This is a genomic window from Eubacterium sp. An3 (assembly GCF_002159465.1).
GTDB classification, from domain to species: domain Bacteria; phylum Bacillota; class Clostridia; order Lachnospirales; family Lachnospiraceae; genus Anaerobutyricum; species Anaerobutyricum stercoris.
Genome location: NZ_NFIR01000015.1, coordinates 1 through 24,986 on the forward strand (window position 1 = coordinate 1; position 24,986 = coordinate 24,986).

At 48.0% G+C, this 24,986-nt stretch carries 15 protein-coding genes; all 15 read right to left on the reverse strand.

The window, feature by feature from the left end:
* Positions 1 to 161: 161 nt before the first annotated feature.
* Positions 162 to 7,964 (reverse strand): InlB B-repeat-containing protein, encoded by a 7,803-nt coding sequence (locus tag B5F87_RS12235; protein ID WP_087281443.1) that lies wholly within the window; start codon positions 7,962 to 7,964, stop codon positions 162 to 164.
* Between the two features lie 183 nt (positions 7,965 to 8,147).
* Positions 8,148 to 8,666, reverse strand: coding sequence for an acetolactate synthase small subunit (ilvN, locus tag B5F87_RS12240; protein WP_087281445.1), 519 nt, complete (start codon positions 8,664 to 8,666; stop codon positions 8,148 to 8,150).
* Positions 8,667 to 8,678: 12 nt separating this feature from the next.
* Positions 8,679 to 10,412: a biosynthetic-type acetolactate synthase large subunit gene (gene ilvB, locus B5F87_RS12245; RefSeq protein WP_087281447.1), complete on the reverse strand. Its 1,734-nt coding sequence runs from the start codon at positions 10,410 to 10,412 to the stop codon at positions 8,679 to 8,681.
* Between the two features lie 190 nt (positions 10,413 to 10,602).
* On the reverse strand, positions 10,603 to 12,216 hold the full coding sequence (locus tag B5F87_RS12250) for a S8 family serine peptidase (protein WP_242964462.1): 1,614 nt from the start codon (positions 12,214 to 12,216) through the stop codon (positions 10,603 to 10,605).
* Positions 12,217 to 12,423: 207 nt separating this feature from the next.
* The gene (locus B5F87_RS12255; RefSeq protein ID WP_087281449.1) at positions 12,424 to 14,715 is read right to left on the reverse strand and encodes a hydratase; all 2,292 of its coding nucleotides are present in this window, start codon (positions 14,713 to 14,715) and stop codon (positions 12,424 to 12,426) included.
* A gap of 141 nt (positions 14,716 to 14,856) precedes the next feature.
* Positions 14,857 to 16,305 (reverse strand): cation-transporting P-type ATPase, encoded by a 1,449-nt coding sequence (locus tag B5F87_RS12260; RefSeq protein WP_087281451.1) that lies wholly within the window; start codon positions 16,303 to 16,305, stop codon positions 14,857 to 14,859.
* A 208-nt stretch (positions 16,306 to 16,513) separates the two neighbouring features.
* On the reverse strand, positions 16,514 to 18,475 hold the full coding sequence (locus tag B5F87_RS12265; protein ID WP_087281453.1) for a fructose-1,6-bisphosphatase: 1,962 nt from the start codon (positions 18,473 to 18,475) through the stop codon (positions 16,514 to 16,516).
* Between the two features lie 66 nt (positions 18,476 to 18,541).
* A complete protein-coding gene (clpX, locus tag B5F87_RS12270; protein WP_204246073.1) occupies positions 18,542 to 20,242 on the reverse strand; it encodes an ATP-dependent Clp protease ATP-binding subunit ClpX in 1,701 nt (566 codons plus the stop codon).
* Positions 20,243 to 20,244: 2 nt separating this feature from the next.
* Positions 20,245 to 20,958 carry a 2-C-methyl-D-erythritol 4-phosphate cytidylyltransferase gene (ispD, locus tag B5F87_RS12275; RefSeq protein ID WP_204246074.1) on the reverse strand — a complete coding sequence of 238 codons (714 nt, stop codon included), beginning with the start codon at positions 20,956 to 20,958 and terminating at the stop codon, positions 20,245 to 20,247.
* Positions 20,959 to 20,979: 21 nt separating this feature from the next.
* Complete coding sequence (gene tsaD, locus B5F87_RS12280) at positions 20,980 to 22,020, reverse strand: tRNA (adenosine(37)-N6)-threonylcarbamoyltransferase complex transferase subunit TsaD (RefSeq protein WP_087281455.1); 1,041 nt, start codon at positions 22,018 to 22,020, stop codon at positions 20,980 to 20,982.
* A gap of 32 nt (positions 22,021 to 22,052) precedes the next feature.
* Entirely contained in the window at positions 22,053 to 22,964 is a 912-nt protein-coding gene (locus tag B5F87_RS12285) for a ribonuclease Z (protein ID WP_087281457.1), read from the reverse strand.
* A gap of 29 nt (positions 22,965 to 22,993) precedes the next feature.
* On the reverse strand, positions 22,994 to 23,221 hold the full coding sequence (locus B5F87_RS12290; RefSeq protein ID WP_087281459.1) for a hypothetical protein: 228 nt from the start codon (positions 23,219 to 23,221) through the stop codon (positions 22,994 to 22,996).
* A gap of 104 nt (positions 23,222 to 23,325) precedes the next feature.
* Positions 23,326 to 23,799, reverse strand: a complete 474-nt coding sequence (gene rimI, locus B5F87_RS12295) for a ribosomal protein S18-alanine N-acetyltransferase (RefSeq protein ID WP_087281461.1) — start codon at positions 23,797 to 23,799, stop codon at positions 23,326 to 23,328.
* 3 nt (positions 23,800 to 23,802) lie between these two features.
* Positions 23,803 to 24,513, reverse strand: a complete 711-nt coding sequence (gene tsaB, locus B5F87_RS12300) for a tRNA (adenosine(37)-N6)-threonylcarbamoyltransferase complex dimerization subunit type 1 TsaB (RefSeq protein ID WP_087281463.1) — start codon at positions 24,511 to 24,513, stop codon at positions 23,803 to 23,805.
* Positions 24,510 to 24,956, reverse strand: a complete 447-nt coding sequence (tsaE, locus tag B5F87_RS12305; RefSeq protein WP_087281465.1) for a tRNA (adenosine(37)-N6)-threonylcarbamoyltransferase complex ATPase subunit type 1 TsaE — start codon at positions 24,954 to 24,956, stop codon at positions 24,510 to 24,512. The genes tsaB and tsaE overlap by 4 nt, the downstream gene beginning before the upstream one ends.
* Positions 24,957 to 24,986 lie beyond the last annotated feature (30 nt).

Here is a 24,986-nt window from a genome sequence, read left to right on the forward strand (position 1 = left end):
CATTTCTATAACAGTACTAAAAGTTGAGTACTGAACTATTATCACGGATTGATAAGAATCGAGTCTATTGTCTCACATATGACTATGATTTTCGAGGTACGGAGTATTTACCGTTTACGTTTATTTTTTCTGTGACATATCTTTGCTGTCTGTGCCTTCTTCTATTTTTGTCTGCGCCATCTTACAAGAACAGCTCCGGCCGCAGTAAGACTAAAAAGCCCAATAAGAATTAACGGATAAATTGGGTTATCGTCGCCTGTCTTTGGTATGTTGTCTGTGTCTGTCGGAGACGGCTGTTCTTTGGCTGAGATTTTAATTGCATCGCTGTCTTTTGTGTATTCTGTTTCAGCAACCGGGGTTCCGTCATGTTTTTTGCCGGTGACTTTTACTGTGTTCTTTATGGTACTTTCAGACGCCTGCTGAGCTGTTACGGTGGCTTCAAAGGTCACTGTGATACTGTCGTTTGGCTGCAGGCTGTCCAGTGTCAGGGTGTTCGCCGTTTTCTTCTGAACTTTTATCAGATTACCTTTAGCGGTTTCCAGGGATTCTCCCACTGACAGGGTGAATCCTTCCGGCTCCAGAGATTTTTTCCAGGAAGATGACGGGATTTCTTTGATCGTGACCTCACTTGCTGTTGCTGTTCCGTAATTGGACACAGTGATTTTATATATCACACGGTCGCCCTCGTAGTAGGTTCCTGGTTTTCTTGTCCCCTGATAACGTCCTTTTTTCAATGTGATTCCCTTTGTTTTGTCTGCCTTCTTCGCCACCCGAAGTTCCGGTTCACCCGGAATATTGACATGGTCCTGATCTTTCATCAGCTCTGTCACCGGTATCGGTGTATACGGGCTCTCCGCCGGTTCATCGCCGCTGTATGCCGGACTATCTCCGTCGAAACTGCTTTTTGGCATTTCTTCCCAAAGCGCATAGAATATCGTATCATTTTCCGGAACTGTATAGGCACAGCCCGGATAGATGATATCTGTCTGTTCCATGGCCTGCTCCCATGTCTGTTTTTCTTCGCCTTCTCCTGCGGATGCGGTGGAATCCGTGGCCTTTAGCGGCTCCAGCTTTTCTGTCGTCCAGCCAAGGAACCGATATCCATCCCTTCGGAATGAAGACGGATTTATCCGGATGACTGAACCGGCAGTGCACGGCGTCTCATCATCAATAATCCTTCCATCACTTTCTGGATTGGAAACTGTGGCCGCTCCTCCATTGCCGTCATAATATACTCTGTGACTCTGCTCTTCTTTCCATACAGCATACAGAACGGTATCCCCTGCCGGCTGCTCAAAGCGCTGTCCCGGCAACAGGAGATCTTCCGAATCGGCTGCGGCATCTTCATCAAGACTCCAGCCCGCAAAAACTGCTCCCTCATTGGAAAATGGATTTGCAATGATTGTCTGAGGGGTTCCCGCCGGAGACGGCGAGGACGGTGCCGCTTCCCAGATAGCTGCCTTCGTATTGGAGGAATAAAGCAATGCATATTCTTCGCACTGATCCGTCCATATTGCATACAAAACCGTATCTGCTGTAATCGTATACTGCACCTCCGGGATGATAAGTTCCGAGCTTCCGTCCGGTGTCATGCTCCAGCCGAGGAACCGGTATCCGTCACACTGAAAGCTGCAGCCGTCAATGCGGACAGAAGTCTGTTCCGGACACGGCGTCTCACTGTCCATTCTTTGCTCATCAGGAACCGAATCTTTCTTATCCGGGTAGTTGGAAAGGTAGGTGAGCGTATGTTTTGCAACTTCCTTCCACTGGGCATACAAATGTACATTTCGGTCCGGCATTGTAAAGGAATCATTGACATTCCATGTCTTTCCTGTTCCGTCTGCTTTGGTATTCCAGCCAGTGAACACATGTCCGTCATAAGTAAACAGATTCTGTGAAAGTATCACAGATGTTCCTGCTATGCACGGAGTTTTAAAATCGACAAAGGAATCTCTGGTTTCATTATTTCCATGATAGGTCAGCTGATACCGGAATTGTTCCTGCCCGTCTTTTTCTTTTTCCCACACGGCATATAAATCCAGATCATTTTCAAGAATCAGACTGTCTCCCGGATTGATTTCGGCTTTTGTCGCCGTTTTTTCTTTGCTCCAGCCGACAAAAATGTAATCCTCTCTCTCAAATTCACACTGTTTGATAACAACTTTCATACCTTTTGCACAAGGTGTCTCAAAATCAGCTCTCGTCTGTTCCTGATCTGAAACATTGGAATGATATGTCAGAACCGCTTTTTCATCCCTTTCCCACTGTGCATATAAATGTATGTCTTTCTTCGGCATTCGGCAGGTGTCGCCCGGCTGCAGCAGATCTTCTTTTTCATCTGGAGTCAGGCTCCAGCCAATAAAATGATATCCTTCATAAAGAAATGAACATTCATCAAGCAGCACGGCTGTTCCCGCGGCACATCTGGTCTCGCTGTCCGGATAAGACTGTGACAGGGTATTATTTGAGTGATATGTCAAGGCATACGTATAATTTTTCTTCAATACACTGCCTTTTCCTCCCCATCGTGCATACAGATGAACATCCTGGGCCGGCATGGTATATTCCGCTCCCGGAGCATAATCCTGCCCCGTTCCGTCTGCCTTGGTATTCCATCCTAAAAATTCATATCCTTCTTTTGTAAATGGATTGCCATTAATGCGCACAGTGTCTCCCCGATGCGCCGGCGTCTCGCTGTCGGGCGTTTTCTCTGTGGTTCCATTATTAGCGTGATACTCCAATACATAGGAATGACCGGATACCTCGGCTTCTTTTTCATATTCCTGCTGGTATTGTTCATTTCCTTTTCGGTAATGGCCTGTCACATATACCTTATTTTCCAGCTTAAACAGATCACCGGCCTGTCTGCTGACCACTGCCCGAAACAGCAGATTCACGCTGTCGCCGGCCCGCAGACGATTCATCAGCAGGACATCCGCCCCCTTAGATTCAGTATCGATCAGATCCCCTTTCGATGTGGTATATCTGCCATCCTGAAAACGAATGCTGTCTTTATCAAGAGCCGACAAAAGCCTCTCTTCCATCACATCTCTGACTTTCAGGTCATATAAATCCGCAGTACCAGAATTGGTAACAGTAATCGTATAGACAATCTCATTGCCGTTATCATAGCTGCCGGTTATTTTTTCATTCTGATATCTTCCCTGTACTAAGACCGCTCCCGTAGTTCTGTCAGCAAGCTTCGCCACCTTTGCCTCCGGGACTCCAGGTATCTCGATGATATCTGTGTCTGTCTTTTCCGGTACAGGCGCGTCCTCCTCACCGGTAAAATAAGAAGCGTTCACAATGGCTGTATTTAACAGATCATAAAAGTTGGCAGCGTCTTTTTTTACTCTGGCGTAAAAATGCAGTACGATGGTATCTCCCGGACGCAGACTGCCCTCACCGGTTACAGTATCCACATCTTCACAGAGAATCACTCTGGAGGCATCAATCTGCCGGGCAGATACTTTCTCCCCTCTGCCTGTCAAAAGAGTGAACGTGGAATTATTTTTTTCTGATTCCTTTTGGTCTGCCGCTCCGCCTTCCGCTGCGTTGTCCGTTGTCGTCTCATCTTCTTCAGCGCCATCCTCTGTTGTTCCCTCTTCCGCTGTATTGTCGTCCTCAATCTCAACCTCTTCCTCCTTAGCATCATTCTCCAGGCGGAAGGCTGCTGTACTCTCATCGACAATCTGCTTCAGTTCTTCCGACATCACATCAGTGACGAGAATGTTTTTCAGGTTGGCTGTTCCGGTATTTTTAATATGGATATCAAAACGTACCCTGTCGTTTTCATAATACAGGCCCGGCACCTTTGTTCCGTTGAGTTCTCCGTCGGTGACGATGGCTCCGGTAGTCCGGTCCGCGATTTTTACCACAGAAGTATCCGGCGTTCCCGGAATATGTATCTGATCTTCGTCTTCTGTCAGAGGATTGCCATCTTCATCTACCAGCTGCTCTGTATTGACAGGAATCAGATGCTGTCCCGGCCGCTCTTCGTTATTATCGTAGCTTGCCGTAACGGTCACCTTATTTATGAGGTGATATATATTGGCTGCGTTATTCAGTACGGGAGCCTCGAAATACAGTTCCACACTGTCACCCACCGGCAGCCTGCTGAGAAGCACCATCCGGCCATTATCCTCTGATAACGAAGCTGTGATGCTATTTCCTTTCTGCGTCTCATAGCTTCCAGCCGCCGGAAGGACAAAAGACGCCCGCTCCGTGTCCACATAATCTGCCAGTTTCTGACCGGCTTCGTTGGCTTCTTCCATACTGTCGTAAACCCTCACATGGTACAGATCTGTATTTCCCGTATTGGTCACGACAATCCGATACCTGATAGTCTCTTCGGCGTTATAGGTTCCCGGTACCTTCTCCTGTGTATATCGTCCTGTGTTCACATCAAACTCTACTTCTTCTCCTTCCGGATTCCGGGTCCGCTCCGCCAGTTTTGCCACTGCGAAGGCCGGGCGCATGATGACATTTCCCGCCTGCACAGTTTCTTCCACCATTGCAGTATCATCTTTTTCCGGATATGTGAATGTCACCTCATAGACTTCCTCCGACTGTACATGCTCCGGTGCGCCGCCTATCTCTGTCACCTGATACTTACCAATATAAAGCGGCCTGGACACTGCTCTGCCATTTTCATCTGTAGTCAGGCGACCGCAGACCATGCCTTTCGGAACCAATGGTTCCTGATCCGGCGCAGCCGTCCCATCTTCTTTATACTGCCACGGCGCATAAATATCTTCCGCTGCTTTTATCTCAAACAGCGCTCCTTTGACCAATGCTCCTTCATCGTCAGTCTTAATAATCTTGAGAATTCCTTTCTGAAGTTCATTTGTATAGATCAATTCTTCTTTCTGCGTTTTTTTCCTTCCATTTTCTGCCGTATAAACAAACTCAATATTTTTCTCATCGTCTGCATAAGCATCTGTGGTAGAAAAAGTCCAGCTTACACCGGCATTATAACAGCCATAGGGAGCCTTTTCTTCCTTTATCATAAAACGTCCCAGATTATCCTCCGTAGCAACAATATCTTCCGGATTGCGATAATAGATCCTTCCGTCTTCATCTGTGGCTTCTTCCAGAGTACATGCTTTCATATAACTGTTTCCCGCCTCAGACCATTGATACAGACCAAAAACCGCGCCTTTCAGAAAACCACTGGTCTCCCGGTTCTTTTTTCTCACCTGGACAGAATACTTACGGAGAATTTTTGCCACATCCTCCAGAGTAGAAACGCTTTTATCCTTCTCTTCTCCGTAGACAACCGCGTTACCTTTATCACTGGAGAAAGCATAATGCCACGTCTCATCCAGAAGATATACATTATCAAAAACTCCCCGGGATATCTCACGCACATAATATGGCCCTGCTTTTCCTGCCAGATTGAAAAAGGAAGCTGCTCTGAAATGCGCCACGCCGTCCTCTCCTGTTACCGCCGTCATCAAAGGTTTATCTTTATGGATATCTGCGTCCGGGCTGGCAAAAATCCCAAAGGTAACCCCCTTTACCGGACGTCTTTCCTCATTGACCTTTCTGACCTTCAGTTGTTGCGGAATCACAGTCTCAACATGATTGGACGTATATGTCGTACCGGTAGACAGTGTCGCATTATTTGAGAGAACATATCTGCCTGTCCCGGAACCGCTTCTGACATACTGACTCGCGAAGTCCAGATGCAGGCTCTCCAGTTGTTCCTGCGTCTTCACTCTGACCGTGATATATAAGTCATACCAGTTTTTCTCATAGAAAGACTGCGCTGCCGGGTTGGATGCTGTTGCTGTTACCATCGTGGAACCGTCTCCCTGCACCTGCTTTTGTATCTTAAAATCAGATGCACGGTTCCCTGTACCGTCATAGACGACTGCCTGCTCAACGTTGAGGTACGGGCTTACCCGGTCTGACACAACCCAGGATGAATAGTGATGCTCAGAGGCATCTTCATATGGACATACCGTCCGCACTTTATAAGTAAAAACATCTTCCAGTCTGGATAATTCATTGGAAACCCCATTGTGCGGCGTGCGGATCTCAGCCTGTATATCGTTTCCATTGAAAACAGACTTCTGAATTTCAGGCTGAGCCAGATACGGCTGTCTCGCATCAAACCGGATATAACCGCTTGATGAACTGGTGGAATAGTCTTTCACATCAGAATTATCAAAAGGCACTTTATACTTTGTCAGATTACTTCCATTCTGCGGGCCGCCGTCATCTTTCCTGCTGCACTTTGCAAAAGTGTAGCGCAGAGTGAGCTGCGAACCCGAAAACAGCGTATAAAAGGAGCTTCCCGCATTGCCGGAAACCGCCGCAGAACTCAACGCATAAATGTATGCTTTGCTCCCCTGATTATACACACCTTTACTGTATCCGAGATATTCATTAGCTGCATCAACAGCATAAAAATAATTGGCTTCTCCGGAAAACTCAATACCCTGCTGAGCGTCAACATCCCGAAATCTGGTAAACCCTTTCAGCTGAATCGGCGTCTGCGTGCCATGAATATAAAAAGAATACCGGACAGTTACTGCATCACAGAAACAGGTGAGCACTCCGATGGACCCCACCGACTGGCCGCCCACAAAGCAGAACAGCGGACCTCCGTCATCGCCCAAAGCTCCATCGGCAATGGCACCTTTCACATCTTCCGTACCTTTTGGTTTCTTTGTAAAATCGGTCACCACCGCCTTCATGTCAATGGCGTATGATCTGCCGGAAGCCCGGTCATAGTATCGCCCCACATTATAATAAGTGCAGCTCAATTTATTCTTCATGGAAGCGTCCAGTTTAAAAACCCGTCCTCCGATAATATTCGGAGACATGCTCGCCAGTCCGATTCCGCCCACGTGCTGCGCCTTCTTTGGATCATTGACATAATAGCTGACATTCCGGGAACCGGACTGCGTGGACAGAGATGCTGTGGTATCGATTCCCCAGTGAGGGGTAAAAGAAACATAGTCATTATGTTTCTGCGTTATATCATTCTGAATCGCCCTTCTGGAAGGCATCATCGTCACCTTGCCGCTGTTTCCTATCTTCTGCCCTTTTCCATTTCTTCCCTGCAGAATAAATGTCTCATAAGTTGCTTTCGGCATATTAAAATCATTTTTTGCCCGGACATCAGCGCGCAGAAGATTCTTATTGAGCAGCCGGTCAAAAATATCCTCCTGCTGCCTAGCGGCGTTTTCTGTCGTCTGCTCAGTATTCTCCTGTTCTTCTCCGGGATGTGCCGGGATGGAAACAGAACTGTTATTCTCATTCTTCTGCGCATCGTCTTCTGTTTTCCCTTTTTGCTCTGTCTTGTCCTCCTTGATGCCTTCTTCCGAATTCAGGTCATTCTGCTTCCGGCCGTCATCGTCGTCTCCCCCTGCATTCTCTGTCTCGCCTTCTGTACCGTCTTCGCCTCCCTGTTCATTGTTTCCGGGCTCTGTCTCATCTATGGCCTCCTGATCATTTTTTCCGGGCTCTGTCTCATCCCCGGTATAACCTGCTCCCTGATCATCTTCTCCGGTCTCCGTTTCATCACTGGCAGTTTTCCCGGCTTCCTCTCCGGTACTGCCGGCGTCTTCCTCGTCAGAAGAAACTCCATCGTTATCTTTATCTGTTTCCGCATCCTTCTTATCTTGTACGGACTGTTCTGTTCCTGCAGTCTCCGTGATCGTTCCTCTGGCTGCTTTTGTATCTTGCTTCTTTCGTCCCGAATTATTCCCACCGGAAGCCTCGATATACCGATTCCTGCCGGCTGTCCGAACATTCTGATCTCTGGCTGCTGCCCAGTTACTCTTCTTTATAAATGTATCCTTTGTATCTTCCGCTGTTCCCACTTTATCCTTCGAATCAATAAAGACTGCCGCTACCCCCGTTGTCCCTGCATACAGAGGCATAGAAATCTGCTGAAAGATCAGACATCCTGTCAGCAAAACCAGCAGCAGCTTTCTCAGATGATTCTTCATAACTTCTCCTTTCTTTTCTGGAAATATCTGGAACAGTTTCCATTTTTATGGTATCATCTGCGAGCCAAAAAGTCAATCTTTAAAATTAAAAACATTTTATAGATATAATTTTTGATAAAAAAATCCCGCTTCTGCCTGAAAAATCCCCAGACAAAAGCGGGTCGCTGTACATTTGTTATGCTGTTATCTGTCCGTCATGCTGATAGACTCGATGGCGACAATACCGCCCCGGACAATCTCTACCTGATCAAACTTGCGGTTCAGCAGATCAATCAAATCATTGTTTCTTCCTTCTGTCGCCACACATTCCAGCAGAACGCTGTTGATACCGTAATCAATAGCTTTTGCTCCGAATACCTGCGCAATGCGGAAGATTTCCCCTTTCTCAAACTCAGAACATTCATGAATTTTGATAAATAGTATCTCTTTCATGTGCGTCGGCGCGTCAGTGATATCATTAAGTTTTATTACTTCCACACAGCGATTCAACTGCTTCTTTATCTGTTCAAAGGTGGCGTCATCGGAACTCAGACCGATGGTCATTCTGGAAATAGTCGGATCTTCTGTCACCCCTACTGTGATACTGTCAATATTATAAGATTTGCCGGACATCATGCCAGAAATCCGCGCCAGAACACCAATGCGGTTCTCCACGTACAGGGAGACCCATCTTTTTCTTTTGGTATGATTTACTTCTCTCATGATACCGCCCTCCTAATATATGATTTCATCAAAACTGGCGCCGCCCCGGATCATCGGAAGCACAAGCTCTTCCGGTGAAACTGCACACTCTATAATAACCGGCCTGTTATGCTCTTCGGCATAATCCCTTGCCTCTTTGATTGTCTTTTCCAGCTGGGAATCCTCCGTTACCAGATAACCTCTGGAACCATAGGCTTCAGCAATCTTTACAAAGTTCGGGGAATAATCCGGACAAGTCCAGCCAGGTTTGCCGCATTTGCCTCTGCAGGACTTATGATATCTCAGACAGGTGATAGTGTAACGCTTGTTATGAAATAAATCCTGCATCTGCCGCACCATGCCAAGATAATTGTTGTTCAGCACAATATTGACCAGCGGCAGCTCCTGGTTCATGGCAGTCGCCATCTCCTGAATATTCATCTGAAAACCGCCGTCGCCGCTGATGGACACCACTGCTTTACCCGGACATCCAATCTGCGCACCCACTGCTGACGGGAGACCAAAGCCCATGGTTCCCAGTCCGCCGCTCTGCACCAGACGGTGCATGGCATCCAGTTTCAGATACTGGCAGGCCCACATCTGATGCTGTCCCACATCCGATGTATAAATGGTATCCCTGTCTGCATATACTTTATTCAACGTCTCCATGATACACTGCGGATTCACGCCCGCCTTCACCTGAATACCCAGAGGATGCTCTTTATCCCATCCCTTGACTTCCTCTATCCATTCTGTATGCTCCATCGGCTCCGTGTGATCAAGAATCTTCCGAATCGCCATCTTGGCATCCGCCACGATTGGAATATCTACCGTTACATTTCTGGAAATTGCCGCCGCCTCGATATCAATATGGACAATCTTGGCATGAGGGGCGAACTTCGCTACATTTCCCGTCACTCTGTCATTAAACCGGCATCCAATGGAAAACATCAGATCACATTCATCCGCTGTTTTATTTGCCGCATAGGAGCCATGCATACCGATATTGCCTATATATAAAGGATGATCCGTCGGAATTGCTCCCCGTCCCATCACTGTAGTAATCACTGGAACATTTAATTTCTCGCATAATTCTGTCATCTCTTCCTGCGCATGGGCCAGATTAACACCTCCGCCAATTAAAAACATCGGTTTTCTGGCTTCTTCCATCAGTGCGATGGCCTTTTTGAGCTGACCAACATGAACTCCCTTATTCGGTTTGTAACCGCGGATATTGACTTCTGTCGGATAGGATGTAGAGCCAAGCTCCGCCATCACATCTGTGGGCAGATCCACAAGCACCGGACCAGGTTTGCCGGAGCGAGCTATATAGAAAGCTTCCTTGATGCGCTGAGCCAGCATCTCTCTATCTCTTACCATTATAACAAACTTTGCCACATTCCGGGTAATTCCCACGATGTCTACTTCCTGAAAGGCATCATTGCCGATAAGGTCTTCCGCCACCTGTCCGGTGAAACAGACCAGAGGAATACTATCATAATTGGCTGTGGCTATTCCTGTTACCAGGTTCGTTGCTCCCGGGCCGCTGGTGACGAGACAGACGCCGACCTTTCCTGTCGCTCTCGCATAACCGTCTGCCGCATGAATCAGCCCCTGCTCATGTCTTGGAAGCACCAAATCAATACTATGACAATCATGGAGTGCATCTAAAAGATTGACGACCATACCGCCTGGATACGCAAAAATAGTATCCACACCTTCTTTTTTCATTGCTGTTACAAAAAGGTCATTTCCTGAAATCTTCATCTTTTCCACCCCTTTATGTTGATAATTTTGCAAAAATATGTCCTTTTTCTTTCAAAAAAGCCGCGTAATGAGTTAATGATATAACATAATTTGCCGGATTGTCAACTATTGTTTGCAGAATTATACAGCACTGCCGCAGCGCCCGCAGATAAACCCGGCACCGCGGCAGAAAACAGCCGAAGCATCTTTTTTATCGGATTTTTACTTTCTTCACTTTGCTGAATTTGCCAAAAATTTTTCCTGTACTGCTCTTTTTAAATGTACGAATCTTTACATAGTATTTTTTATTCTTTAACTTCCTAATTGTCTTTTTCACCTTTTTATTTTTCTTTATGAGAACAGTTTTCTTACCTTTTGTAAATTTTTTATTTCTGGCAATCCACACCTGATATCCATCGGCTCTGTCATTCCTGTTCCAGCGGACGGTAATAGAACGTCTGCCGGCTGCCAATTTTACGCCCTTTACTTTTTTCAAAGCTTTTGAACCGGTTTTCTCAGACTGTTTTTTATCTGACTTCTTATCAGAAGAGTTTCCAGTCACCGTCAGCTTCGTTGTCACCGAGGCCGGCTGATAAATACCCGACAGACCAACCGATACGGTAATGCTGGTTGTCCCCTCTTTTTTGAGCGTTACCTTTCCGTTTGCATCCACCGACGCTACGGAAGGCTTGCTGGAACTGTAAGAGAAGACTCCTGATCCCTCTGTTTTCGGGTTCAGCTGAAATGTACCGGCAGAAAGCTTTTTCGTGTAAGAAGACGCTATTCCGGAAATACTCCTGCTGATGGATGTCTGTTTTAATTTCGCACGCTGGACTGCCGCCAGCGGATTGATGATACCGTGACCGTAAATCTTGTCATAACCTGGCATTCCGGCATCTGAAGCGGTCTCACGGAGAATCTGTGCGCATTCTGCCGCCGTCAAATTTGGATCTGCCGCAAAAACTAAAGCTGCCACACCGGCGGCATATGCAGTGGCGGCGCTGGTAGTTCCATTAGGAGCTGCGATATCTATACGATCGTTTCGGGTGGAATCTGCGCTCACAAATTGTCCGTTTTGATAATTTACCGCAGAAACGCCAAAAGAATCTGTATATGAAGCTGGATAACGATATTCTTCTATATTGGTATTTCCGGCGGAAGCTACAAACAGTACACTGTTCCAGCTTCTGGAATAAGCTTCGCTGATAGCATTCTCCACATCTGCATTATAAACAGAATCACTGAGACTGGCACTGATCACTCGGCAATTATTGCGAACAGCGTAGTCGATTCCTCTCTGCAAGGAAGACTGCCAGGTTGCGTCATTCCCGCCCACTCTTATTAGATACAGATTTACACCGTAGGCAACACCTGCCGATTGATACTGATTGTTCCCAATGGCTCCCAGTATTTTAGAACAAGATGTTCCATGTGCAACACGGTTTGCATCATCCGGTTTTATCTTGTCGGCTCCTTCCTGATCTGTCATCGCATTATAACAGCCTTTTATTTTTCCTGCCAATTCCGGATCGCTGATATCAAAACCTTCATCAAACACCGCCACATTAATACCGCTTCCTGTGGAGTAATCCCACGCTGTTAATCCCGGCCCCGCCAGATACATCTGGAAATAATCCGGCTGACTATCCGGATTAGCCAAATATTTCGCCTCTGAAATATCCGGATCATTGGTATATCCATCCATACGCGAAAACATACTATACCATCCTGTCGTAGTATCTTCCGGTCTGCTTTCCGTCAAACTCATGCCAACGATTAAAAGCATCAGTATCACAGCAGTACTTTTTTTTACAACCTTTGCCATATTTTTTCCTCCCTTTTGTTTATTTTCAAACATTTTCCGCACGCAAGCATAATTTCTCCCGAACACCTGCTTTCTGCCGCACACCTTTTATATAAAAAGTGTAACATATGGCAAAGAAAAAGACAGCCGGAGCCCTTCCCACATTTTGTGGGAACATCCCGACTGTCTTCTAATGATTTCATTTATTCTGATGTATCTTCGCTGTCCTTATCTCCGGTTGTAATTGATCAGACAACCTTTCAGGATAATCTCCCGCTCATCATCCGTAAGCTCGCCCATGGACAAAGTAAATTCATGGAGAGCGCCGTCTTTTACCTGATATACCGTAAACTTCGTCGCTTTATCTTCTACTGCTTTGCGGACATCCGGTACGAAAATATAATCTCCGTTGGCGAACGGCAGATCTTCTCCATCGATCAGGAATGGCAGCATACCCCAGTTGATGAGGTTGGAACGATACCGTTTTGTGGCATACTCATTGGCAATGTTCGCCCAGCCGCCCAGAACCTTCTGGCAGGAAGCTGCCTGCTCTCTGGCAGATCCATCGCCCGGTTTTACAGCGAAAATAGTACTTCCAACACCCATGTTACTCTCGTTCACATCGGCGTATTTAGCGTGAACGGCATCGAGAACCGCCTGCAGCTCCGGCAGCGCCTCTGTCGGACTCTCTCCGGACTCGATAGCTTTCTGTGCTTTCTGTACTTCTTTTGCCCGCCCTACATAAGCCGGATCTTTTCTGGACAGCGTAAACTCTGCCAGTCCCAGCGGATTGGAACGGTAGGAAGAAGTCTCTCCTGACGGAATCAATTCGTCCGTGGTAGTTACCGGATCATGGATCTCAGAAACGACTTTGAGAATCAGATGCTCCGGCAGCGGACTCATGGCCGGCCAGTCTTTGATGTTCGGTCCCATCTTGATCTCCACCGTCGGATCTGCGATACCTTTGCTGTCAAAGACACGATTTTCATAAATGGTACTGTCAAAGAAATATTTCTTTCCTTTTATCTCCACATCAAGATCTGTAGCCGGCGTCAGGAAGCCTTTGTTGGCTGCCGTGGCCGCAATGGATCTGGCATCCATCAGCGCCACGGAAGCGATCTGACCGTTCTGCAGCTTGGATCCTTCACGGTTCGGGAAGTTTCTGGTTGAATGACGGATACTCAGGCTGTTGTTGGACGGCGTGTCGCCTGCGCCGAAGCAAGGGCCGCAGAACGCGGTCTTCACAATAGCTCCCGCTGCCATCAGGTCAGCCACAGAGCCGTTCTTTACCAGTTCCATGAAGATCGGGGTGCTGGCCGGATAAACGCTCAGCGTAAACTCATCCGGTCCGATGGAGCGTCCTTTCAGAATATCAGCCGCCGCGCAGAGGTTCTCGAAGCCGCCGCCGGCACATCCGGCGATGATTCCCTGCTCTACGTACAGCTTTCCGTCATGTACTTTATCTTTCAGTGTAAATTCCACCTGACCGTCCAGACTGACGAGCGCTTTCTTCTCGCAGTCATCCAGTACGTCCATCAGGTTGGCGTTCATCTCCTCGATAGTGTAGGTATTGCTCGGATGGAACGGCATGGCGATCATCGGGCGGATGGCACTGAGGTCGATCTTGATCATGCCGTCGTAGTAAGCCACGTCGGCCGGAGCCAGCTCCTTATAATCCTGCTCTCTTCCGTGAATCTCATAGAACTCGCGGATGGTCTCGTCGGTCTTCCAGATGGAGGAAAGACAGGTGGTCTCTGTGGTCATGACATCCACGCCGATACGGAAATCCGCGCTTAAGGAAGCCACGCCAGGGCCTACAAATTCCATGACTTTATTATTTACATATCCATTTTTAAATACCTCGCCGATGATGGCAAGAGCCACGTCCTGTGGACCCACGCCCGGAATCGGTGCTCCGGTCATATAGACGCCCACCACGCCAGGCATATTGATATCATAGGTCTGATTTAAGAGCTGTTTTACAAGCTCCGGACCTCCCTCGCCCATGGCCATGGTTCCCAGCGCTCCGTAACGGGTGTGTGAGTCAGAACCTAAAATCATGCTGCCGCCGCAGGCCAGCATCTCTCTGGCAAACTGATGAATGACTGCCTGATGAGGCGGAACATAGATGCCGCCGTAACGTTTCGCGCAGGTCAGACCAAACATGTGGTCATCCTCGTTGATGGTGCCGCCCACAGCGCAAAGGCTGTTATGGCAGTTTGTCAGTACGTACGGCATCGGGAACTTCTCCAGTCCTGATGCTCTGGCAGTCTGAATTATGCCGACATATGTAATATCATGAGACGTCAGTTTATCAAAACGTATCTTCAGCTTGTCCATGCTGTCTGATGTATTGTGCGCCTCAAGGATCCCATACGCGATGGTTCCTTTTGCCGCCTCTTCTTTCGAAGGAGCCGCGGCACCGAGCATGGCCTGAAGCTTCTTTGCCGCCTCAGGCGTGTCCTCTACAATCTCACTGCCGTGAACCAGATACGCGCCGTGTTGTAATAATTCTATCATTTTCATGCCCTCCTGTGTGTCTCTCTGCAAAGCTGCAAAACAAAATATTGCATATATTCTATCATATATTCACGAAAGCTGACAAGAATCTTCCTGTAAAAAGATGAATTGTCCCGGGAAAAATACAAATTCTATGCATATTTATGCATGGATATGCATCCACATCCACCAAAGCTCTCTCCACAGAGCCAGCCCGCCGCATATTACATAAGAAACCAGAAACATCCAGTAAAAGACCGGGACGCCCGCTCCGGAGCACCCTGCAAAGAGCATGATACCGTTGAAAATGCAGAGCATTGTCAGCGTTCTTTTCTGCACCATTTCCGTGATATTCTCAAAGGTATTCCATCTGCTTTCACATTGAAACAGACGAAGCAGCCCATCACTCCAGTGTTTCTTAAAATAAAAATCTCTGTCAAGGCTTGACTCATCAAGAAGTCCCAGCCACAGAATGCGGCCTTTTTCTTTTTTCCTTTCTGTCTCTGCAATGTCCGGCACATTTTCTGCGTTACTACGTTGAGTCAGATTTTTCTGGTCGGAAAAATCCTTTTCCGGCCTCTGCCAGTTTCTGTCCGGAAGAACGTACAGCCAGTCGCATTCCTTGCACCATCCATCCAAAACCCTGCTTTTTTCCTGCTTGTTCAGCCCTGCATAAGCGCGTATGGTTTTCAGCTGACGCCGGTAATCGCTGTCCAGATAACAGGCAAACTGTTTCTCATCAATCACATCCCGCTCCTGTTCCGCCAGCCCCACCCTCTTTAAAATATCAAATGCTTCTTCCCGTTTTTTATCCGTAAAAAAAATAAGCGGAACAGCTTCACGCTGCAGCAATTTTGTCAGTTCCCGCAGCGCATGAGGTTTCAGGGAAGATGGAAAATATTCTGTATCAATGACGACCGCCCTTTTCTTTCCCTTTCCGGGCAGGCAGGACGTTTCCATGGCAATCACGCCCCGTCTGTACAACATTTCCTGAGCACGGAGCGGAAACAGTGCTGACTCTGACAAAATACGGGATAAAATACCTCGTTTCTGCAGCGCGGTGGAACCTGCGGATCCCATGGCGACCGCTTTTCCTGATTCTTCGGGAAAAACGTCGCCTTTTTCATAGACAACGCCGGGATTTATCAGGCTACGGACCGCCGCGGGAACTCTTTTCCCCTTTTTGAGACGCAGAATGTCTCCAATCACGATTTCCCGCACATCAATATATCGGTAAACACCATCCCGCAGCACCTGGATTTTGGGCAAAAAAAGTTCTTTCCTTTTTTGCAGGAACATGTTATTTCTCTTTGCCTGTCCCACTTTAAGCAACAGAACAATCACCGGCAGGGGCAGTACTGCCAGCCAGCCTTTCTCTTCTGTCAGGAAATAAAATATACAGAGAAAAAGAAGAAAAAAGAAAAGCGGATCAAGACATTCCTGCTCTGCGCTGCGAATCCATGACCGCTTTTTCTCCTTTGTGAGATATTCAAATCTGTTTTCTGAAAGTCTCCGGTTTACCTCTCCGGCTGTCAGACCTTTTTCCAGGCTTGTCTCATATTCCTGCTCCAGATTGTCCGCCGGTATGTCACAAAGCGTTTGCTTTTTCATAAGGATGTCCTCCTGCCTTTGCTCTTCCCTGGGGCAGAGAGTTCTGCCTGACAGAACTCTCGCGCTGAGCGCAGCCGCTTCAGCGATAAGCTTCTGCTCGCGCAAGTACGCATCCCGCCCGGAGGGCTTTTATTTTATAGGAATTCCAGCGGAATCTCCTATAAAATAAAAATATGCCGCTTCCGTCTGTTCTATGCCAATCCTGCTTCTATACCTGCTCCAAAATCAAACCGGAACGGTAAGCATGAAGAAGTTCTTCCAGATCTTTGATCTTTTCTTTGATTTTCTTTCCATTTTCTGTATCCCGGACACGCTCCCGGTAGCTGGACAACTCGGTGATGACGGTGTCAGAATGTACATCGATCTCATTTTCTATGACATCTTCCGTCGAAGTGAACGTATTGTGCGAGACGAGACGCAGACCATAGGAGTTATAGATCAGCGTATATCCCGCTATCCCCGTAGTCCGGCGGTAAGCCCTTGAAAAACCTCCGTCGATGATCATTACTTTACCGCCGCATTTTACCGGAGATTCTCCCTGTACTGTTTTTACAGGCATATGTCCGTTGATGATATGGGAGTGTTCCGTATCCATACCAAACTCTGTGAGAATCCGGTTGGCTACCTCTTCCTTTTCGATGAGCTTGTAATAATAATCTTTTTTCTCTTCCTGAATCGCCTTATCATCTATAAAATACCGCTCAAAAGTAGCCATCTTTTCCTTGCCGTACACCGGGGAATTCTCGTTGGACCAAATGTACCACATGATATCCTTGCCGTATTCATGCTCCTCCTGATTATCCTGCTCATAATAGCCTTTCCGCGCGTAATACTCCAGTACATCGTAAAGTTCTTTGCCGGAATATTCCCTACTGCCCAGCTTGACTTTGCGGAAATATCCATTTTCATCCAGCGGCACACAGCCGTGATACAGCAGATTGGAATTATAGCACAGGTACATGCTTCCTTTATTAAAGAGGAAACGTACATGCTCCTGCAGTTTGTCACAATTACGAAAATTCATGCGAAGCCGTTTCATCAGACTCTCTTCTTCTGGAGACAGGCGGTACGGATCCGCCGGATCAATGGTCGGGAAGGACTTATCCAGAAGTTCATATGTCTTCCCGTCAATGGTGATCGTTCCTTTCTCATAATCAATCTTATGAAGAAGCATCCGGTTATCCATGTTAAACTCCGGCCTTTTTTTGATGACCTGCCCCTCCAGTTTAAACTGGATGACAGCAATGGCCTTGTGCATTTTCTTATTGAGAGATACCTCCCTCGGATCATGATGATCCTCAGCGTGAACACCGAAACAATCGCATGGATCATCTCTGTAAGTCTCAATGGCAAAACTTGCCAGAGGCACCAGATTAATTCCATAGCCGTCTTCCAGCACATCAAGATTATTATAGCGGGCAGACAGCCGGATAACATTGGCTATGCAGGCTTCATGCCCGGAAGCCGCACCCATCCATACCATATCATGATTCCCCCACTGGAAATCCACGTTCTCCAGCTGCATCAGATGATCCATGATAATATGAGGCCCAGGTCCTCTGTCGAAAATATCCCCGATCACATGAAGTCTTGTGACAACCAGACGCTGAATAGTCTGGGAAATAGCCACAATAAACTCTTTGGCCCTGTTGATTCGGATGATAGTATCAAAAATCTCATTATAATACTGCTCTTTCTGCACCACCCGGTTATTCTCGCTGAGCAATTCTTCCAGAATGTAAGAGAAATCCGGAGGAAAACTCTTTCTTAGCCTGGAACGGGTATATTTCGCAGAACTTTCCTTGCAGACTGCAATGAGACGGTTCAGAGAAACCTTGTACCAGTCCAGGAGATCCTCATGGGACAGTTCCATCTTCATCCGTTCCACTTTCTGCTCCGGATAATAGACCAGAGCCGCAAGGCTTTTTTTGTCCCTGGCGCTCAGCGTGTTGCCGAAAACGTCCTCAATCTTATTACGGATGGCGCCGGAACCGTTTCTTAAAATATGTAAAAACTGTTCATATTCCCCGTGGATATCAGACACAAAATGTTCCGTCTCTTTGGGAAGATTAAGGATTGCCTGAAGATTAATTATCTCCGTGGACGCTCTGGCAATATTCGGATACTGGGTCGCCAGACTCTCCAGATACTTTAAATTCAAATGCTGCATATAGTGAACCCCCTTTATATACATTTTTTGAATAACAAAAATTCATTTCCTTCTCCCTGCATACCTCTAGCCCTGCTGCTGATAATCATCCTTCTGTGTCAGCTGCAGATACTGCCGCATCTCTATGATCGGCGCGCCGTTATTGCGGATATAGTCTTCCGTAATGATAACTCTTCCGATGTTATCGTCCTTCGGAATCTCATACATGATATCCAGCATAAACTTTTCGATAATGGCACGAAGCGCTCTCGCCCCCGTATTCTTTTCCATCGCTTTTTCCGCGATGGCATAAAGCGCTCCGTCCTCAAACTGCAGATCTACCTCATCCAGCGCCAGAAGCTTCTGATACTGTTTTAAAATAGCGTTCTTTGGTTCTTTCAGAATAGCAACCAGCATATCTTTTGTCAATGGATTCAGCGTAAAGAGAATCGGCAGTCTTCCGATAAACTCCGGTATCATGCCAAATTTGCGCAGGTCCTCGATAGTCACATACGACAAAATATTTTTATCATTATCGTATTTATCTTTCAGTTCCGCCGCAAATCCAATGGAGGACTGCTTGTTCAATCTCTCTTTTATGATAACATCCAGATCAGGAAAAGCTCCTCCGCAGATAAAGAGAATATTTCTCGTGTTCATAGTCACCATCGGCACCATGGCGTTTTTGGAGCTTGCTCCCACCGGCACTTCAACCTCGCTTCCTTCCAACAGCTTCAGCAGAGACTGCTGAACGGATTCTCCGCTCACATCACGGCTGGTAGTATTTTTCTTCTTGGCGATCTTGTCGATCTCATCAATAAAAATAATACCTGTTTCCGCCCTCTCCACATCATTGTCCGCGTTGGCCAGAAGCTTGGACAATACGCTCTCCACATCGTCTCCAATGTATCCCGCTTCCGTCAACGACGTGGCGTCACAGATGGCCAGAGGTACATTTAACAGTCTTGCCAGAGTCCGCACCAGATAGGTCTTTCCGGAACCAGTCGGTCCGATCATGAGCATGTTGGATTTATCAATCTCAATCTCATCCATGGTATTGGTGATCACCCTCTTATAATGGTTGTACACTGCAACGGATACTACCTTTTTGGCATAATCCTGTCCGATGACATACTCGTCAAGCTTCGCCTTGATCTGGTGAGGCGCCGGAATATTTTTGATGGAAAGGGTCTCCTTCGGAGCCTTGTCTTTATCTTTTTTCTTTTTCTTCTTAGCTTTCTTCGGTTTCACCTTCTGGGCCGTCATATTGCCGGCCAGCAGATCGCCCAGGTTCATATTCCGCAGGCTGTTTAAATCCATGTTGGACAGATCCACAAACTGAATGCCGCTGTTATTGCCAAAACCAGAGCTGAACGTGTCAAAAGACTTCTGCATACAGTCCGTACAGATACTCATGTCGTTAGGCATCCGAAGCAGTTTGGCCCCCTGACTCTCTGTCCGATGGCACATGCAGCAGTATTCGGTCTTCTTCGATGTATCGTCTCCGTCGCCCTCTTCTGCCGTTGTCAGCTCCGTGGATTCTTCGTCCTCCTCAGAGTCGCTTTCATCCTCCTCATAGATATCATCGGATTCTTCGTCAAGTTCGCCGAATACCTCATCAAACCCATCGGAACCTTTTTTTCGTTCATTATATTCTTCTTCCAGCCCTCTTTTTGCCTCTTCCAGCAACGGACTGATTAAGTTGTGGTAAATCTCTTCTGCCACATTTTCTCCTGAAGCAGTTACGTTATCTTCTCCTGTCTTGTGTTCCAGTTCATCTTTTTTCATTCTCACCGCTCCTGTTTCTTCATATTTTGCAAAATAGCCTCTCCCAGTATGAAATCACCCGGGGTCGTCAGCTTGATATTTTCGTAGCTTCCCATGATCATTTTCACCCGGCGGCTGCCGTATTTTTCCATGACCATGGCGTCATCCGTCATGGTAGTGTCGCCATTTTCGAGCATCTGCCGGTACGCCTCCCTGATCTCGGACAGACGGAAGCACTGCGGCGTCTGCATCTGCCACATAACGCTCCGGTCCGGCGTGGAGATGGAATATTGCTCCTCATCCACAATTTTGATGGTATCCTTCACCGGCACCGCCATGACGCAGGCGTCATATCGCTTCACATCGCGGATACACTGAGCGATAAGCTCCGGCGTGATAAACGCTCTGGCGCCGTCATGGATGAGAGCATAGGTAATATCCTGTGCCGCGCAGAGTCCTTCGTATACGGATTCATAGCGTTCTTTACCGCCAGTGACAATGCGGCTCACCTTCTTATAGCCAAAACGTTCCACGATCTGTTCCCTGGCGAAAGGGATCTCTCCCTCGCCCACCACCAGGATGATCTCGTCCACTTCGCTGGCTTCAAAAGAATCCAGCGTATGGGCGATGACCGGCCGGCCCAGTATTTCCGCGTACTGTTTCTGTATATCCATGTGCATACGGCTTCCTTTTCCTGCCGCCAGCACGATAGCTGCTGTTCTCGTTTTGTTTTTCATTTCCCCCGCTGTATCCTTCCCTTATGCTTTCTTTCTCTCCCCGATCTTCAGATTCGGCACAGCATTCAGATCCCAGCCGTCACGGACCCCTTTTCTGTATTCATAATAGCCCGCCACGCCGATCATGGCTGCATTGTCCGTGCAGTAAACCGGCGACGGATGATAAAAGGTCAGGTGATTTTTCTCACAAGCCTTTTCCATCTGCGTCCGCAGGGAGCTGTTAGAAGCCACGCCGCCGGCGATGGCAACCTTCTTGATGCCCAGCCGCTTCGCTGCCGCTGCCGTATGCTCCGTGAGCACGTCGATGACCGACTGCTGGAAGGAGGCCGCCACGTCCGCTTTGTTGACTTCGATACCTTTCATCTCGCATTGATTCAGATAGTTCAGCACCGCGGACTTCAGACCGCTGAAGCTGAAATCATCCGGCGCGTCAGCTATTTTTGCCCGCGGAAAGGAGATGGCATTTTTGTCGCCTTCCTTTGCCAGCTTGTCAATCTTCGGGCCGCCGGGATAGCCGAGACCGATGGCTCTCGCCACCTTGTCAAATGCCTCTCCCGCCGCGTCGTCTCTCGTTCGCCCGACAATCTCGTATTCCCCATAGTCCTTCACCAAAACCAGATGGGAATGTCCTCCGGAAGCCACCATGCACAAAAACGGCGGCTCCAGTTCTCTATGTTCAATATAGTTGGCGCTGATATGGCCTTCGATGTGATGCACCCCGATCAGCGGCTTTCCAGCAGCGTAAGCGATGGCCTTTGCCTCCGCCACGCCCACCAGCAAAGCTCCCACCAGTCCCGGGCCATAAGTAACAGCCACGGCGTCAATATCCGCCAGCGTGACGCCGGCTTCCGACAATGCCGCCTCAATAACGGGATTTATTTTCTCTATGTGCTTTCTGGAAGCAATCTCCGGCACCACTCCGCCAAAAACGGTGTGCAGTTTTATCTGTGTATAGATCACATTGGACAGAATCTCTCTTCCGTTCTTTACTACCGCCGCGGCGGTCTCATCACAGGAAGTCTCTATCGCCAGAATCAGCACATCCTTTTCTGTCTGCTCCATATTCTCACTTCCCTCTATCTTTCAATCTCTTTTTATTCATCCTCAAACATCAGCGTAATGCTTCTGCCGTCTTTGCCCGCGCTCGTAGCCGGAAAGATTTCTCTCGCCTTCGGAATAAATTCCTCCGGATATACTAAAGACGGACTGTAGTGGGTCAGCCACAGCTCTTTTACTTCCGCGTCGCTGGCCAGTCTGGCCGCCTCATAAAAGGTCATGTGCTTGTATTCCACAGCTTTTTGCTGCTTATCCGGCTCACCGTACATGCCCTCGCATATAAACAGATCCGAATGCATGGCGTGGGCCGTGATGGAGGCTGTCGGCCGGGTATCCGTAGTGTAGGTACATTTAATACCCTTTCTTGCCGGGCCCATCACCAGATCTCCGGTGAGTGTCCGGTCCGGCAGCTCGATGGTCTCTCCCTTCTGCAGACGGTTCCAGTATTTCATCTCCACCTGATTGGCTTTAGCCCGTTCCACATCAAACTTACCTGCCCTGTCAATCTCAATGGTGTACCCGTAGCAGATCACATTGTGATTCACCCGGAAAGCACGGAGCCGGTAACCGTCCATCTCAATGGTCTCCGATTTCTCTTTGAGTTCCCGGAACTCTATCGGGAAAGGCAGATCCGGCGCGATGACCCGGAGAGCGTTTACCACCCGTTCCAGTCCCCGCGGTCCGATCATCAGAAGCGGCTCCGTCCGCTGTGCGTTGCCAAGCGTCAGCAAAAGCCCCGGAAGGCCGCTGATATGGTCGGCATGATAGTGGGTAAAACAGATGACGTCAATGGGCTTGAAACTCCATCCTTTTTCCTTGATTCCCACCTGGGTTCCTTCGCCGCAGTCGATCAGAATACTTTTTCCGTTATATCTTGCCATCAGCGAAGTCAGTTTGCGGTGCGGCAGGGGCATCATGCCCCCGCATCCTAGCAAACACAGTTCCAGCATAATTTTCCTCTCTTTTCTAAGTTTACCTTCTATAAAAGTTCTGTCTGCATCTTTTTTTCGACAGGTATGCAGAAATGTTCTGTCAGTCTGTCGTAACAGGACTCACACAGAATAAAATGGTGGATTTCTCCGTCTTTCCGGGAGAAATATCCCCATTCTTTGGTCACTTTCAGGTACTCCTCCCGGTCTGCCATCGGCTCTGTGTGAATCTCTTTTCCGCAGCAGTTGCAAATTATTCTCAGTTCTTTCTTTTCCATGTTGTACCTCCAGTCGTCAGTGTCTTTTTCGCCAGTGTCATCTTTCGCCCTCATTATAAAAGATACTGTCGAAAAAAGCGTTAGTAACTATTGGAAGAACATTATCATGTTTCACCCGCAGTATCTGGCATCAGAAAATCCCAAACCATGATATACGCGTCTTCTTTTGGCTTTTCGTAATAGTTCTTTCTTATGTCTATGATCTGAAATCCTGCTCCTTCGTAGAGCGCCCGCGCCGCCGCATTAGAGGTGCGGACCTCCAGAAAGATCCGGCACACGCCCTCTGCCGCCGCCTGCCGGAGCAGTTTCTCAAGAAGCTGTTTTCCGATACCCTGCCGCCGGTGATCCGGATGCACCGCCACGTTGGTGATATCCGCCTCGTCAAGCACCGCTTTGATGCCGATATAGCCGGCAAGAACTCCGTCTTCCCAGGCGGTCAGATTCAGGTAGCCCTCAGTCTCAAACATCTCCCGGATGCTTTCCAAAGACCATGGCACGGAGAAACATTTCTTCTGCAGTTCCCAGACTGCCCCGCAGTCTCTTTCAGACATTTTTTTTATTTGCACCGTCGTATTCATTTTTTATTCCAGAGACTTTCCCTTCGCCAGAAGCTCCCGCTCCGCCTGGGATTTGCGAAGGTAGACCGGCGCATGCTGCGCTGCCGTCTCTATTCTGTCCTCACGCATATAATCAAAAGCCCGCATTCCCACAGCGCCTGCTCTCTGCCGGCTCATATGCGCCGGGGCAAATGTATAGGATACCTGCATTTTTTCTTCGATGATGGAACGATATACAGGCACGCCATCTCCAAGAAAAATCACTTTTCTTCCCAGTGCGTTGCACTCCGCGAGAATCTCTTCCACCGGACAGGCGGTCTGGTCTTTGAGAATCTGCATTGAACCATCCTTAAAAGTGTAAAGTCCGGTGTATACCTGCTTCCTTCTGGCGTCCATCATCGGACAGATGACGTCCTCACATCCGTAATAATTAAATGCAATCCCTTCCAGTGTCGGAACGGAAACCAGCGGTTTATCGAGAGCCAGTCCCAGTCCCTTGGCGGTGGCCGAACCGATGCGCAGCCCGGTAAAAGAACCTGGCCCTGCCGCCACGGCAATAGCGTCAATCTCATTCAGATCAAGTTCTGTCATTTTTACCACTTCATCAAGCATGGGAAGCAGCGTCTGAGAGTGCGTCTTTTTATAATTAACAGTGTACTCCGCAATCATGCGCTCCTCCTCGAGAACCGCCACAGACGCCACCAGTCCCGAGCTGTCAAAGGCAAGTATCTTCATGGACGCTCCTCCTCTCTTTTTCGTTCTGTCCGAGTAATCAGCCGGTATTCAAATCCCCTGGACAGATCTTTTTCTATGGTGATCTCTGTGCGCTCCTCCGGCAGAATCTCGTCAATGAGCCCTGCCCACTCAATAAAGCACACGCCTCCGCTCTCCAGGTATTCGTCAAAGCCGACCTCGTACATTTCCTCCGGATCGCTGATGCGATACACATCAAAATGATAAAAAGGAAGCCGCCCTTCTTCATATTCCTGCACGATGGTGAATGTAGGACTGGTGACCGGCTCCCGGATTCCGAGCCCTTTGGCAAATCCCTGCGTAAAAACGGTTTTGCCCACGCCCAGGTCGCCGTAAAGGCAGAATACCTGCCCGGCTTTGGCTTCCCTGCCGCATCTTTCACCGAAGGCAAAAGTGTCTTCTGTGCTGTAGCTTTCTATTTTCATGTTTCACAACCTTTTCTCATGCAAATGCTG